General features: G+C 54.0%; 15 protein-coding genes. 8 read left to right on the forward strand and 7 right to left on the reverse strand.

What is annotated here, in order from left to right; translation table 11 throughout:
- The first annotated feature begins 27 nt into the window (after positions 1-27).
- Positions 28-408 (forward strand): VOC family protein, encoded by a 381-nt coding sequence (locus CLV58_RS11290; RefSeq protein ID WP_170108683.1) that lies wholly within the window; start codon positions 28-30, stop codon positions 406-408.
- Here CLV58_RS11290 and CLV58_RS11295 read toward each other — a convergent pair.
- The 7 genes from CLV58_RS11295 to aroQ form a co-directional block, all read right to left on the reverse strand.
- Positions 374-1,147 carry a helix-turn-helix domain-containing protein gene (locus CLV58_RS11295; RefSeq protein WP_106137918.1) on the reverse strand — a complete coding sequence of 258 codons (774 nt, stop codon included), beginning with the start codon at positions 1,145-1,147 and terminating at the stop codon, positions 374-376. The genes CLV58_RS11290 and CLV58_RS11295 overlap by 35 nt on opposite strands.
- A 105-nt stretch (positions 1,148-1,252) precedes the next feature.
- Positions 1,253-2,503 carry a peptidase T gene (pepT, locus tag CLV58_RS11300; protein ID WP_106137919.1) on the reverse strand — a complete coding sequence of 417 codons (1,251 nt, stop codon included), beginning with the start codon at positions 2,501-2,503 and terminating at the stop codon, positions 1,253-1,255.
- Between the two features lie 11 nt (positions 2,504-2,514).
- On the reverse strand, positions 2,515-2,988 hold the full coding sequence (locus tag CLV58_RS11305) for a pyrophosphohydrolase domain-containing protein (RefSeq protein WP_106137920.1): 474 nt from the start codon (positions 2,986-2,988) through the stop codon (positions 2,515-2,517).
- Positions 2,989-3,259: 271 nt separating this feature from the next.
- A complete protein-coding gene (locus CLV58_RS11310) occupies positions 3,260-3,652 on the reverse strand; it encodes a GxxExxY protein (RefSeq protein WP_106137921.1) in 393 nt (130 codons plus the stop codon).
- A 236-nt stretch (positions 3,653-3,888) separates the two neighbouring features.
- Positions 3,889-4,464, reverse strand: a complete 576-nt coding sequence (locus CLV58_RS11315; protein ID WP_106137922.1) for a MarC family protein — start codon at positions 4,462-4,464, stop codon at positions 3,889-3,891.
- 36 nt (positions 4,465-4,500) lie between these two features.
- Positions 4,501-5,532, reverse strand: coding sequence for an aminotransferase class V-fold PLP-dependent enzyme (locus CLV58_RS11320; protein WP_106137923.1), 1,032 nt, complete (start codon positions 5,530-5,532; stop codon positions 4,501-4,503).
- 100 nt (positions 5,533-5,632) lie between these two features.
- Positions 5,633-6,055: a type II 3-dehydroquinate dehydratase gene (gene aroQ, locus CLV58_RS11325; protein ID WP_106137924.1), complete on the reverse strand. Its 423-nt coding sequence runs from the start codon at positions 6,053-6,055 to the stop codon at positions 5,633-5,635.
- Between the two features lie 116 nt (positions 6,056-6,171).
- Here aroQ and xerD point away from each other — a divergent pair, with 116 nt between their 5' ends.
- From xerD to CLV58_RS11360, 7 genes are all read left to right on the forward strand, one after another.
- Positions 6,172-7,077: a site-specific tyrosine recombinase XerD gene (gene xerD / locus CLV58_RS11330; RefSeq protein WP_106137925.1), complete on the forward strand. Its 906-nt coding sequence runs from the start codon at positions 6,172-6,174 to the stop codon at positions 7,075-7,077.
- Between the two features lie 330 nt (positions 7,078-7,407).
- The gene (gene rsmA, locus CLV58_RS11335) at positions 7,408-8,217 is read left to right on the forward strand and encodes a 16S rRNA (adenine(1518)-N(6)/adenine(1519)-N(6))-dimethyltransferase RsmA (RefSeq protein WP_106137926.1); all 810 of its coding nucleotides are present in this window, start codon (positions 7,408-7,410) and stop codon (positions 8,215-8,217) included.
- Entirely contained in the window at positions 8,217-9,569 is a 1,353-nt protein-coding gene (mgtE, locus tag CLV58_RS11340; RefSeq protein WP_106137927.1) for a magnesium transporter, read from the forward strand. The genes rsmA and mgtE overlap by 1 nt, the downstream gene beginning before the upstream one ends.
- Before the next feature lie 218 nt (positions 9,570-9,787).
- Positions 9,788-10,240: a D-aminoacyl-tRNA deacylase gene (gene dtd / locus CLV58_RS11345; protein ID WP_106137928.1), complete on the forward strand. Its 453-nt coding sequence runs from the start codon at positions 9,788-9,790 to the stop codon at positions 10,238-10,240.
- 455 nt (positions 10,241-10,695) lie between these two features.
- Positions 10,696-11,337, forward strand: coding sequence for an O-methyltransferase (locus CLV58_RS11350; protein ID WP_106137929.1), 642 nt, complete (start codon positions 10,696-10,698; stop codon positions 11,335-11,337).
- Between the two features lie 86 nt (positions 11,338-11,423).
- Positions 11,424-13,808, forward strand: coding sequence for a LysM peptidoglycan-binding domain-containing protein (locus tag CLV58_RS11355; protein ID WP_106137930.1), 2,385 nt, complete (start codon positions 11,424-11,426; stop codon positions 13,806-13,808).
- 526 nt (positions 13,809-14,334) lie between these two features.
- Positions 14,335-14,718 (forward strand): response regulator, encoded by a 384-nt coding sequence (locus tag CLV58_RS11360; protein WP_106137931.1) that lies wholly within the window; start codon positions 14,335-14,337, stop codon positions 14,716-14,718.

Here is a 14,718-nt window from a genome sequence, read left to right on the forward strand (position 1 = left end):
TTGCGGCATCATTCAACCTGTACAAGGATGCAACTGAACCATATCAATTTAGTCGTCACCGACGTTCCGGCGGCCATACGACTGTTCGAACATCACCTGGGCTTTACCTGCATCGACAACAGAAGAGACGTTATCGCGGTACTGACGGGGAGTAACAACTTTGTCGTTGTGCTGTGGTCATCGGCGCTCAACAAAACAGATCACGTAGCGTACCCGGAAAATTTCCACATAGGGTTTTACCAGGACAATAAAGAGTCGGTACTTGCGCTGTATGAAAAACTCAAAAGCGACCAGCTGACGTTTGACAGCGAGCCCAGAAAAATGAGAAATACGTTTGGCTTCTATTTTCGCTTCGACAGTCTACTTATCGAGATTAGCGTTCTTCCGCAGAGCCCACTTCCGGATTAGCGGTCTGGTCACCCAGCTGCAAAAAGCGATCATTTCTACGCTGATAAAGTTGCCGGGGTGTAGCACCCGTGTAGCGCTTGACCTGGCGGATAAAATGTGGCTGATCGTAGTAGTAATTTTGCGGAACGAACCGCCCTTCCCGGAGCTGCTTCATCGATGCGAAGAAGGCCACTTGTTCCAGGTATTGTTTCAGCGGTAAGCCAAACGTTTTCGTGAAGTAGCGATTAATCTGTCGTTCGCCCCAGCCCGTTTCCAGCGAGAATTGTTTAACTGACAGCGTTTCGTTCGCAGCATGGACTGTTGCCAGCAGTTTCTTTTTTCTGGAATCGACCGCGACTGCATCAACTCGTTTTTCAAGTTGGGCACTAGCGGCATGGGCGAATTCTTCCAGCGAAGTCGATGCGCACACATCAATACCCCAAAAGCCTTCTGGCATTACCTCACCAGCATTGAGGGGTAGTTTCCGCTGCAAAATGTAGTCAGCAGCCAGTAATGTAAACCGAATACCAAACAGCACTCCCCGGCCCGGCACTGTTACGTCGACTGACTGAGTCGACAGGCCAAATAAGTGTATGCAGACTGGCCTGTCAGGATAGACGTATATAATCAACTCGATACCGGCATCAGGAAACACGGTGTACTGATAATCGGAAACGCCCGTATTTTCCGTTTTCCAAAAGCTGAAAACATAGTCACTGAGCGATTCGTCCGGGTATTGTTTTGAATAGCTGACAGTCATTGGCGCAGACACAACGATATACGCGAAGCTACGCTATTTGTAGCTACTGTTGTGTCTACGCTCCTTGTCTGCTCTGCCAAAAAACACAATAGCCATTGGGCAGCATTACGAACTCCGCTCTTCCCAAACCTGCGCGACGTTGACGATCACATCGACGGCATGCTGCATGTCCTGCACGGAGACCCACTCCTGCCGTGAGTGAAACGCATGTTCACCCGCGAAAATATTCGGGCAGGGCAAGCCCATAAACGACAGGCGCGACCCATCGGTACCACCCCGAATGCTGCGCTGCCGGGCCGACAAGCCTGACCGGCGCAGGGCTTCGAGCGCATTTTCCACGACGGCCGGATGCGCATCGAGGACTTGCTTCATGTTGCGATACTGCTGGTGGACAGTCAGCGTAGCCGACGAGTTCGGATACTGCTTCAGCACCTCGTTCAACTGATTTTGCAGGTACGTTTCTTTCTCCAGCAAGCCAACTTCCGTAAAGTCGCGAATGATGAATTCGACCGTCGCCTGATCCTGATTACCGTCCATACGTGTTGGATGAACGAACCCCTGCCGGTCTTCGGTGGTCTCGGGCGACAGGTGGTCTTTGGGCAGCGACGACAATAGATCAGCCGCAATTTTCAGCGCATTTTCCAGCTTACCTTTCGCGAAGCCGGGATGCGTGCTTACCCCATGAATCTGAATCGACACGGCGTCGGCAGAGAAGGTTTCGTCTTCAAGTGTCCCCAACGATTCACCGTCGATGGTATAGCCGTACTGCGCGTCGAGCTTCGCCATGTCGACTTTCTCGGTGCCGCGACCAACCTCTTCGTCGGGTGTAAACAGCAATCGGATACGGCCGTGTTTGATGTCTGGATGAGTCAGCAGGTAATTGGCCGCGTCCATAATTTCGGCTACACCCGCTTTGTTATCAGCACCAAGTAAAGTCGTTCCGCTCGCGGTGATGATGTCGTTGCCGATCTGCTCCGCCAGATCAGGGTGATCGACCACACGGATAACCTGCGCCGTATCGTCGGGGAGTACCAGATCGGTTCCGTCGTAGTGCGCGTGAATGATCGGTTTTACCCCCGCCCCCGTCACGTCGGGCGACGTGTCGACATGCGAGCAGAAGCAAATCGTTGGCACATCGGCTTTGTCGGTATTGGCGGGAATCGTCGCATAGACATACCCCCATTCGTCCAGTTCAGCATCGGCAATACCCATTGCGTGCAGTTCGGCAACCAACACTCGGCTCAGGTCTTTCTGCTTCTCCGTACTGGGATTCGTGGGCGATTGCGGATCAGATTGCGTGTCGATCTGCACGTAACGCAGAAATCGGTCGACAACGGTGTATTGATAATCAGTCATTGGCTAGCAGATCAGGCAGGAACGTTGAGAATAGTAGCTAAATCGGCAGGCGAATAGTTCACGCTTTTAAGCGTCTTTCGATCGGCATCGCGGAAGACCAGATACGTCCCGGCCGACTCCGTGTAATGGCAGTCGACCCCTTTGCTACGGTACTGCGCTACAGTGGCTTCTGCCTCTTCGACCGTCTGACAGGCCTTACTCATATTCGACCGCTGTACTTCATCGAACAGGGCTTTGAACTGGTCGCCCAACCCAAACTCAAGCACCGCTCCCGAAAGTACGTATTGCAAATCGCAAAGGGCATCGGCGACGGCCACAATATCCTGTGCGTCGATAGCCTCGCGCAGTTCATCGAGTTCTTCGGCCAGCAACGCCACCCGCAGTTGACTCCGGCTGGCAGCGGGAATTTGTGGACTATCGAGCACGGGGGCCTGGAACGTATGGTGAAACTCAGCCACCTGATTAAGTGAGTCGGGAGATTGCATACTCTTGAACTGTGATTGTCTTGAACTGTGATTTATTTGATTGAGATGATTGCGTTGATTTTTTTGCTTGAATCATAGTTCAGACAATCTTGAACTATGATTCTTGTGATTGAGATGATTGCATTGATTTTTCTTAATCAAAGTCTATCAGTGTCATCACAAGAATCAAAGTTCAGACAATCTTGAACTGTGATTCGTCTGATTGAGATGATTGTACTGATTTTTTGAATCATAGTCCATCAAAGCAATCACGAGAATCAGTGGTCAGGAATCAGCGGTTCGCTTTTCGATTAACGACACGTTTGTATTGTAAGCTTCGGGCTCCGAAGTTGATCAGTAGACCGACCTCCAAGCTGTACGCTTCAAGGTAATTGATGGCCTGCGCCAGATGAACGTCCTCCAGTTGACTAACGGCTTTCAACTCGACGGATACACAGTCGTCGATAAAAAAGTCGACGCGTCGGGAGCCGATCGGTTGCTCACGATAAAAAATAGGCATTTCCAGTTCGCGCTTGAAGGCGATGCTGGCTTCCGTCAGCTCGATAGCCAGCGCGCGTTGGTAGATTACCTCCTGAAACCCGTTCCCCAGCCGCCTGTGTACTTCCATCGCGCAGCCGATGATGTGCCCCGTTAATGCCGAATACTTGTAGCGCTCATTGACCATTTGTTACGGTGTTTGGTGTGGATGTGTTGACCTGTGATTGTCCGTTGTCTGAACTTTGATTCTTGTGATTGAGATGATTACGTTGATTTCAAAAAGAAAATCACAGTCTATCATCTCAATCAGACAAATCACAGTTCAAGATTATCTGAACTTTGATTCTTGTGATGACACTGATAGACTTTGATTAAGAAAAATCAACGCAATCAATCCAATCAAATAAATCACAGTTCAGACCATCAGAAACCGGGAATGAGATTGGTTTTAATCAGCTTGATGGAGATGGCCAGCAGGATGATGCCGAATATTTTGCGCAATACCGCTAACCCACCGGGGCCCATGCGCGCTTCGAGCCACTCCGACGATTTGAGGACGATGTAAATCAACAGCAGGTTGATGACGATGCCGATGATAATGTTCAGCGTCTGATACTCAGCCCGTAGCGAGATAATCGTCGTCAACGTACCGGCACCGGCGATAAGCGGAAACGCGATCGGGACAATGTGCGTCGCCCCGCCCGCTTCGACCTCCGATTTGAAAATGGTGCGACCCAGAATCATTTCCAGGCCGATCAGGAAGATGATAAGTCCCCCGGCCACGGCAAACGAAGCGACGTCGACACCGAACAGTTTAAGAATGCGTTCCCCTACAAACAGAAACGACACCATCAGCGCCCCCGACGCGAACGTTGCCTGCTCCGACTCGATCTTGCCTACTTTCTTGCGCAGATCGATAATCACCGGCAACGATCCTACGATGTCGATAACCGAAAAAAGAATAAGCGTTACGGAGACGATCTCCCGGAAGTTGAACATGGCAACAGGATTGATCAGGTGGGTTGGACGAACGGCTTAGGGACGATACTGTCGCAGAAAATCGCGAAGCTGCTGGCGCTCGGCTTCGGTGATAGCGGGGAAGTTAGCAATGCGGAATGTCGTGTTTTTCCAGTTGCCGTAGCCATTCCCCAACATAATCCCGGCCTGCTGAGCGGCTTTTTTCACCGCCTGAATAGCTACTTCGTCTCCCGTGACGGCAATGACGGTGTCGGAACGCACAGCAGGGCGTTCGGGCGTTGTGGGCGGAATAAGCAGGCGGAACGGTGAATCGGCCATCTCGCGCTCGAAAAACGTGTACCACTCGGCCGCGTGCTGCCGTGTCATCGCGTCGACTTCGGCGATCGGTGGTACCTGCTCCAGCACCCGCATCAGGCAGTAAATACCCAGCCCGTTCGGTGTGTACGGCGTCTGGAACTTGCTGAAATTTTCGTGGATGAACAGCAGGCTATTGTAGTGGTCGTTTTCGCCGATCGCCTGCGCCCGTTTGAGCGCAGCGGGCGAGTAAATCAATACAGCCAACCCAGCGGGCAGGCCAAAGCACTTTTGTACGGACGCAAACCAGACGTCGGCCAGTGTCCAGTCGAACGCGATACCCGCCATCGACGACACGGCATCGACCGCAATCAGCGCCGAAAAGTCGCGCCGGAACTGCCCCAGCGTTTCCACGCTGACCTGCGTCCCGTTGGACGTTTCGTTTTGCACAACGCACAGCGTATCGGCCAGATTGGGCGCAATCATCGGCCTGATTTTATGGGCATACTCACGCCATTTATCGCCAAACGCCCCCCCCGACGGGTGCAGACTTGTCGACGCCGTCAGCGACTGCGCCACAATCTCCCAGCACTCCGTCGCCGACGATACCAGTGCTACGTGATAATCAGCCGGTATGGCGAGTTTTTCGTGCAGCAGCGCAACCGTTCGTTCGACAATGGCCATAAACCCCGGACTGCGGTGGTTCATACTGACAATACCGTCGCGAACAGCCTGTGCAGCATAGTCGGCAACCTGCGGGTATACTTTCGACGGACCGGGGTAAAAGGTTATCATGAGTGCTTTATTTTAACACAGAGTTACAGAGGATTGCACGGAGCCAAAGAGACTTGTTCATTTCGCCGTGTACTCTGTGATACACTTCGTACCTCTGTGTTTACAAACTAACTAAGTACCGAATTCCCAACTCATAACCCATCAGCCCCATGCCCACGATGACGCCTTTGCACTTGGCCGACAGGTAGCTGTGATGGCGGAATGCTTCACGGGCGTGTACGTTGGAAATATGCACCTCGACGGCGGGTGCCGGAACCGCCGACAAGGCATCGCCCAGCGCAACAGACGTATGCGTATAGGCACCCGCATTGATGACGATGCCGTCGCCTACGAAGCCAAATTCGTGAATTTTGTCGAGCAGCGCACCCTCGTGGTTCGACTGAAAATAAGTAAGGTGCACGTCGGGAAAAGTAGCCTGCAACGTCTCGAAATAAGCCTCGAACGACTGACTGCCGTAGATACCCGGCTCCCGTTTGCCCAGCAGGTTCAGGTTCGGACCGTTAATAACCAAAATCTGTTTCACACGCGTAATTTGTAGTTAGTGGTTTGTCGTTCGTAGTTTGTGCCGGGCGGTTGGCTAACGCATGCGTTGCCGGCCGCACATCAGACAACGACCAACCACAAACAACGAACTACCCAGTGTGGCAAAGTTATATAAACACCTTCAAGAACTACCTTCGGCTTGAGCGGTCACTGGCCGGTAACTCGGTCGAAGCCTACCTGCACGACGCCGAAAAGCTGTACCAATACATCCTGCTGACCGACCCCGCCCGTACACCCATGGACGTGACTGAGCGGGAGTTAATGGGCTTTCTGGCGTACCTCGGCGAGCTGGGCCTGACGGCGCACAGTCAGGCGCGGATACTGTCGGGATTGAAATCGTTTTTCAAATACCTGCTGCTCGAAGGCCTGATTCAGCACGACCCGACGCAATTGCTCGAAGCGCCCAAACTCGGCCGGAAACTGCCCGACACGCTGAGTTTCCCCGAGATAGAAGCGATTCTCGACGTCGTCGATCTGTCGACACCCGGCGGCACCCGCGACCGGGCCATGCTTGAAGTGCTGTACAGCTCGGGCCTGCGTGTATCGGAACTGCTCGGTCTTCGGCTGACCAACTGTTATTTCGATGAAGGCTTTGTACGGGTGTTGGGCAAAGGCGATAAGGTCAGGCTGGTGCCGATCGGGCAGGATGCCATGCACTACACGCGCATCTATGTCAACCACGTACGTAGCCAGCTTGACGTACAGAAAGGCGACGAGGACACCATTTTTCTGAATCTGCGCGGGAAGCAACTCTCCCGGATTTCGGTCTTCACGACAATTAAGAAACTGGCGGATCAGGCGGGCATCCAGAAAAACATCAGCCCCCACACCTTCCGACATTCCTTCGCGACACACCTGATTGAGGGCGGTGCCGACCTGCGCGCTATTCAACAAATGCTGGGTCACGAATCCATTACAACAACAGAAATCTATACGCACCTCGACCGTGATTATTTACGGCAAACCTTGCACGATTATCATCCGAGAGCGCGAAAAAAATAGCTGTAAAAACAAAGTCCCCGCCGTCGAAACCGACAGCGGGGAGCCCCCAACCTAACTAACCCAAAACTACATGAATATCAATATATTGGCGATGCGGGCAGAGCCGCGTTTCTGGCTAACTCGTGTGTTAATTCGATTAACTCATTTGCTTGTTTACGGAACAAATGGTGTGCCACATTAAGATACTGATTCCTAAAAAATGTAAATAAATTTTTAAACTATAGTTCTACCCGTTCCATCTATTTCAATGGTCATTCGTTCATATAGAAATTCCTTAATCGGGTTAGCAGCCGAATATGGCTACCTTTGCGGCCGAAATTGTAGCCGCGTATGTCTGTTAAGCCCAAAAAAGAACTTGGTCAGCATTTTCTGACCGACCTCAGCATTGCCGAACGCATTGCCCAGTTGCTATCGGGGCACAGCGCGTCGGGCCAGCCGCCCTATCGGCAGATTCTGGAAATCGGGCCGGGCATGGGTGTACTGACGCAGTTTCTCCTACAGGATACCCGCTTCGACACCTACGTTATTGAGATCGACCGCGAATCAGTCGATTACTTAAACAAGCATTTCCCGGCGCTGGAAGGCAAAATCCTGCCGTCCGACTTCCTGAACATCCGGCCCGATCTGCTGCCCACCAAGCAGCCCGATTCGACACAGCCTTTCGCCGTAGTCGGTAACTTTCCGTACAACATCTCGACGCAGATTCTTTTCAAGGTCCTCGACATGCGCGACCGGGTACCCGAAGTAGTCGGTATGTTCCAGCGCGAGGTGGCGCAGCGCGTGGCCTCGGGGCCGGGCAATAAAGATTACGGTATCCTGAGCGTGCTACTACAGGCCTGGTACGACATCACCTATGAATTCACCGTACCACCGGACGTGTTCAACCCGCCACCAAACGTCTTTTCGGGGGTGATTTCACTCCGGCGCAACGACAAAACCGAACTGGGCTGTAGCGAGCGGAAATTCACCCAGGTGGTTAAGCACGGGTTCAGTCAGCGCCGGAAAACGCTGCGGAATGCACTCAAACCCCTTAATCCGACCGAGGCTGCGCTAGCCAGTCCGTTTATGGCAAAACGGGCGGAGCAGCTGAGCGTCGCCGATTTTGTCCAATTGACCAACCTGATGGAACAGGCCGACTGATGACTTTTGAACTGACGCAGGATTACCTCGACCAGCTAATTGCCTATATCGAAGCGGGTGACGATGAACGGCTCCGGGCTGAGATGGAGGAGCTGTACCCTGCCGATATTTCCAGCATACTGAATGAACTCGACGCCGAACCGGCGCACTACCTGCTAAGTCTGCTCGATGAAAGCGTGGGGGCCGAAATTCTGGCCAATCTCGACACCGCTGACCGAACCGATTTTCTGAAGACGTTTACGTCGGAGCAATTGGCCCCGCTGGTCAACGAAATGGACTCCGACGATGCGGTCGACGTGCTGAACGAGCAGCCGATTCAGGTGCGGGAAGAAGTGATCGGCCTGCTCGAAGACCGCGAACAGGCTCGCTTCATCATCGACCTGCTCCACTACGAAGATGGCGTGGCGGGTAGCCTGATGCAGAAGGAGTTGATCAAAATCAACGTTAACCTGACGGTCAACGCCTGTATCGAGGAAATCCGGCAGCAGGCCGAAGACGTGGAGAATGTCTACGCTATTTACGTTGTCGACGATGTCGGTAAGCTGCTGGGGCTAGTTTCGCTGAAAAAGATCGTGCTTTCCCAGAAGTACGTCAAAATCGCCGACATCTACGACGATGACATCGTCTTCGTCGAAACCTACCGCCCGGTCGATGAAGTGGCCGAGCTGATGCAGAAGTACGACCTCGACGCCATTCCGGTTGTCAACGTACAGCAGCGTTTGCTGGGCCGGATCACGATCGATGACGTGGTCGACGTCATTACCGAACAGGCCGAAGAAGACCGGCAGGTGATCTCGGGGCTGGCGGGTGAAGTTGAGGAAGACGACAGCGTATGGCTTCGCTCGAAAGTGCAGTTACCATGGCTGGTAGCTGGAGCCGTGGGTAGTCTGCTGGCGGCAACGGTTATCAACGGCTTTCAGGCCGAACTGGGCAAAATCGCGGCACTCGCGGCCTTTATCCCGATCATCGGTTCGACGGGTGGTAACGTAGGCATCCAAACGTCGTCGCTGATTCTGCAAAGCCTGGCTGACACGTCGGGGCTGACGACAACGCTGGGCAGTCGACTCCTGCGCACCTTGCTGGTGGCACTCATCAACGGGATGGTCGTCGGACTGATTGCGGGAACCTACACCTTCCTGATCGGCGAACCCCGGCTATTCTTCGTCGTCGCGACCTCGCTGCTGTCGGTGGTACTCTTAGCCTCGTTCATGGGTACGGTGACACCCTTGCTGCTCAATCGGATCGGCATCAATCCCGCCGTAGCCTCCGGCCCGTTCATCACCACCGCCAACGACCTCATCGGCATTGGCGTTTACTTCATGATCGCGCAGTGGCTGCTGTCTGAACTGTAGTCTTTACCACAGATTCTTGTGATTGTCTTGAACTGTGATTCTTATGATGAAGATGATTTCACTGATTTTTTTCAATCATAGTCCATCAAAGCAATCACAAGAATCACAGTTCAGACGACGGACAATCACAGTCCATCAAAGTAATCACAAGAATTACAGTTCAGACAACGGACAATCACAGCCCATCAAAGTAATCACAAGAATCACAGTTCAAGACAATGATAGCCGTTATTCAGCGCGTTAGTCGGGCATCCGTCACCATCGATACACAAATTAAAGGGCAGATCGGAACGGGTTTTCTGGTGTTGCTCGGTATTACGCATGCCGATACGCAGGAAGACGTCGAGTGGTTGAGCCGGAAGATCGTCGGGATGCGCGTGTTCAACGACGCCGACGACAAGATGAACCTTGACCTGGCCAGCGTTAGGGGTAGTATTCTGCTAATCAGTCAGTTTACGCTACACGCCAGCACGAAGAAAGGCAACCGACCCAGCTTCATCGAAGCCGCCCGGCCGGAGGTTGCCATTCCGCTGTACGAAGCCATGATCCGGCAGTTGTCGACCGATCTGGGCCATGCCATCCAAACCGGCGAGTTCGGTGCCGATATGAAAGTCGACCTGCTCAACGATGGTCCGGTAACCATCATCATCGATACCAAAAACCGTAGCTGATTTAACGCAGCAACAATTGATTACCCTGTCGGCGTACAATCGTGTACGTCTGTGTGCCTGATCCGCTCCAGTTTTCGGACCGAATCATCAGCTGGCTGCTTTGTACCTACCCTGTTCCTGAATAGTCGGTGGTGGTGATCGGGGGTGTACCGCAGCAGCCCGAATTGGTCCGCTGTACCATTTTCCCACCCGGATTGAACACGTAGCCGTACTGAATTATCCGCGAGTCGGTTGCGCAACACGCAGGCGGCAAAAAGCGTGAGTAGCACTGGTTTTTCCATGGAATTGACCGTTTAGCCAGCAGATCCGTTCGCTAAAATCTGCATTGGAACCGGGCATAATCTTTCCCAACGACACGTGGGCTATCGGTGCGTTTCCCACGCTTATCCATTACTTTTACCAAAATCACCCGCTACGGTTACCGACTTTCTCCGTAAAAAGCGACCCGCTGCACAATGGATTTTTTACCTGCCGAACTGGCAACCTACGCCGAAGCCCATACCTCACCCGAACCGGAGTTGCTACAGCGGCTCAACCGCAACACGCGGGCGCAGGTGATGGCCCCCCGTATGCTGTCGGGGCACTTGCAGGGACGACTGCTGAGTATGATCGCCCACATGATCCGGCCCCGGCGCGTGCTCGAAATTGGCACGTATACGGGTTATTCGGCCCTTTGCCTGGCCGAAGGCCTGACCGACGACGGCCTGCTGATAACCCTCGAACAGAACGAAGAACTCGAAGAGTTTGCCCGCTCCTACTGGCAGCAATCACCCCTGGGGGCCAAAATCGACCTGCGGATTGGGGTAGCCGCCGACGTCATCCCAACGCTTACCGACACCTTCGATCTGGTATTTATCGATGCCGACAAGCGTAATAATCAATTGTATTACGAGTTAATAATTGACAAACTGCGTCCCGGTGGCTTTATCCTGGCCGATAATGTGCTGTGGAGTGGTAAAGTAATCGCGCCCGTCAAACCAAACGACCTCGACACACAGACCGTACGGGCATTCAACCAATTGATTCAGGACGATCCACGCGTCGAGAATGTGCTGTTGCCCATCCGAGACGGTATTACGCTGATTCGAAAACGGTGATCGGTCTTCGGTTTTACGGTTTTCCGTGAATCGAAATACCGACGCCCGAAACCACCAACAACAAACCACAAACCCGCAAACCAACTATGCTCAAACGAACGCCTTTTCTTTTCTTCCTGCTATGGCTGGTAGCTGGCGGTGCGTCGGCACAGCTGTCGCCCCCAATCGTACCCGACCGGCTGACATTCGCCGACATTTCGGTACGACTTGACGACAATGCCCGGCGTATCGTGCAACAGGATGTCAACGCGCTGTTGGCCAATCGGCAGTACTGGACGGCCAAACTCGACCGGGTGGTACTGTATTTCCCCGTCATCGAAGCCATTCTGATTCAGGAAGGCGTGCCGACCGATTTTAAATACTTAGCCGTTCAGGAAAGCTCGCTGACGCCCGACGCGGTGTCGTCGTCGGCGGCAGTGGGGTACTGGCAGTTCAAGCGGGAGACCGCTACCGGCCTGGGTATGCGGGTCGATGATGGTATCGACGAGCGGAAAAGCATCACGGCATCGACACACGGCGCTGCGCAGTACATGAAACGCAGCAATGCGCAGTTCAACAACTGGGTCGCATCCCTATACTCCTACTACTTGGGGGCGGGCGGCATTGCCAAGCTGATTCCGCCCGACTGGGCCTACGCCCGCGAGATTGCCCTCGACGGCCGCACCGATCGCTACATCCTGCGCTTCTTTGCCCACAAACTGGCGATTGAAAACGCGCTGAAATCGCACCAGACCAGCAACCGGTTTGCGCTGCTCGAATACCCCGGTGGCAGCAACAAAACCTTCCCCGAAATTGCCGGCGAGCTGAGCGTCGACGAGTTCGAGCTGCGGAAATATAACCGCTGGTTGATTAACGATACCGTACCGACCGATAAGACGTACGTTATGATCGTACCGGTACCAACCGATCAGATCAACGATGTACGGCAGAAAATTGTCAGCGTTGGATCACGTAAAGCCGCCGATGCCGGGCAGGCCGACGTTGGCTTTCCTGTCCTGCGTCGGGTAACAGCGGGTCTGGGTGGGAAGGATGATCCGGCACTCTACGAAATCAACGGGCTGCCCGGTATTCAGGCGCAGGCGGGCGACAATGCCGCTACGCTGGCCCGGACGTCTAAAATCAGCCTGTCGAGTTTCCTCCGCTATAATGACCTGGACGAATCCGACCCGATTATCGTTGGCGACGTGTATTACCTGGCCAAAAAGCGCAAGAAAGCGCTGGTTCCTTTCCATACGGTACGGGTTGGTGAGACGGCCCGCAGCATTTCGCAACGGTACGGACTGCGCCTGAAACGGTTGCTGCGCTACAACCGCGTCGACCGGACTCAGAAACTGACGACGGGCCGGGTCATGTGGCTGCGGGAGCGCCGGCCGGCCAGCAAACCCGTCGAAATCATCAACGGACCGACGCCACCCGTCTACGATCAGACACCGACGCCACCGACCCGCACCGACGTGGCGGATGGATCACAGCCAACCCGCACGGTCGCTGGCGCCAATGACATTCCCCGCACCATGGCAGACCGGAAGAAATACCAGCCTAAACTGGTTGGTGGGGGTGTAACACCGAACGACGGTACCGCTCAACCGGCTGCCCCACAACCCGCTACCGACGTTCAGTCGCTGGGTGGCGATGGCTGGTCGACGGGCAACAACGGTAGCGGCATGAACAAGGCCAAGAAAACGCCCCGCACGACCACCAGCAGCCCAACGGTAAGTCAGCCCGCCAATGCCGACGGTAGCCAGCGCATCGTGATCGTTCGTTCCCCAACGGGCGACGCCGGTCAGACCGAAACCCGCGCCGTACCCGTCGCGACAACACCCGAACGCGCACAGCCTGCCAACGCCCCCGCTGCCGATCCACAGCCAGCCAGCAAGCCCGTTGCGTCGTCGGAAACATACGCACCAAGCCGTCCCAGCAAACCAGCGCCGGTTCGCGACGACGACCTGCAACCAACCGAACCCCGCACCGTACCAACCCCGACAACGCGCTCCACTACGCCCAAAGCGGAACCCCGGCCGGCCGAACCGGTAGCCGCGAAGCCAGTTGCCGCCGAGCCAGCACCGATCAGCCGTCCGACTGCGCCTGTCGATCGTACGGCCACAACGCACACGGTCGAAGCAGGACAAACATATTACAGCGTTGCCAGGATGTACGGTCTGACAGTCGACGAACTGCTGACACTAAACAACCTGACGGCCAGCGAGCCACTGGCGACAGGCAAAAAACTGATGGTAAAGCCAACGGCTAGTGGTAGCACTACCGCAACGACCAAAGCACAGCCGACGACGAAACCTACAGCCAGCGGTTCAACAGCCAAAGCCGTATACCACACCGTTGGTAAGGGCGAAACGATGTACCGGATTTCGAAAGAGTACGGTGTTACGGTTCAGCAGATTCAGGAATGGAATAAGCTGACGGACACGAACGTCAAGGAAGGTCAGAAGCTAAAAATCGAGAAATCGGAATAGCCCGGTAGCCTTTCCCGCCAACAAAACAGCCCCCGCTTCAAACGGGGGCTGTTTTGCGTTAGGCCAGTTTACGCACGAGCTAACCGGCCATTTACTCGGTCGATTGTCCGACGATCGGCCGCTCTGTTTTCCGATCGTAACCTGAGTGACCCTTATCGACTCTAGCCCTTATCAGAGCGCGACCCTACCTTCTATGTTTCCAAAATAGCAACCATTGCCTTACAAATAGGCTACAACCACACACTTTTTCCTATTTAGAACACTTAAACGTTAAAATTTTCTAACCTACGTAAAAAGTTGGCCTGTTCTTTGGTCGTGAAACCGTACCTGATTTCTCATTAATTGTCTTCCCCAGCTATGGCATAACCTGTATGCTACTCCGTGCTGTGAAGATACCAATAAGTCGTCATGTGTCAACGAGTTAGCGACGGTTCGGCAGAACGCATCGAGCCGCATTGCCTGACCCGATTCGTACGGACGAGCTTCTTGAGAAGTACTGGATTGGCATACCCAGACTAACCATCGTATGAAAGAAAACCTGACGAACACACGCATCCTGCTTGTCGACGACAACCCGCTCAATTTACTCCTGATCCGTAAACTGATTATAAAATGGGGAGGCCAGGTCGATACTGCCGACAATGGCGAAAAAGCCGTTGAATTGAGCCGAATCAGCGCAGCCAATCAGCTTCCGTATCAGGCGATCATCATGGATTTACAGATGCCGGTCATGGACGGTGCAACGGCCTGCCAGCTTATCCGCCAGTTCGACCCGACCGTCGCCATTCTGGCATCGTCGGCAACTGCGCTGCCGCAGGAAGAACTCGACGCCAGTGGCTTCACGGGTTCAGTGGTCAAGCCGTTCGAGTCGGCGCAGCTACACAACCAGCTTCTCTCACTCCTATCCTAG

The sequence above is a fragment of the Spirosoma oryzae genome (genome assembly GCF_003002825.1).
Classification (GTDB): Bacteria; Bacteroidota; Bacteroidia; order Cytophagales; family Spirosomataceae; genus Spirosoma; species Spirosoma oryzae.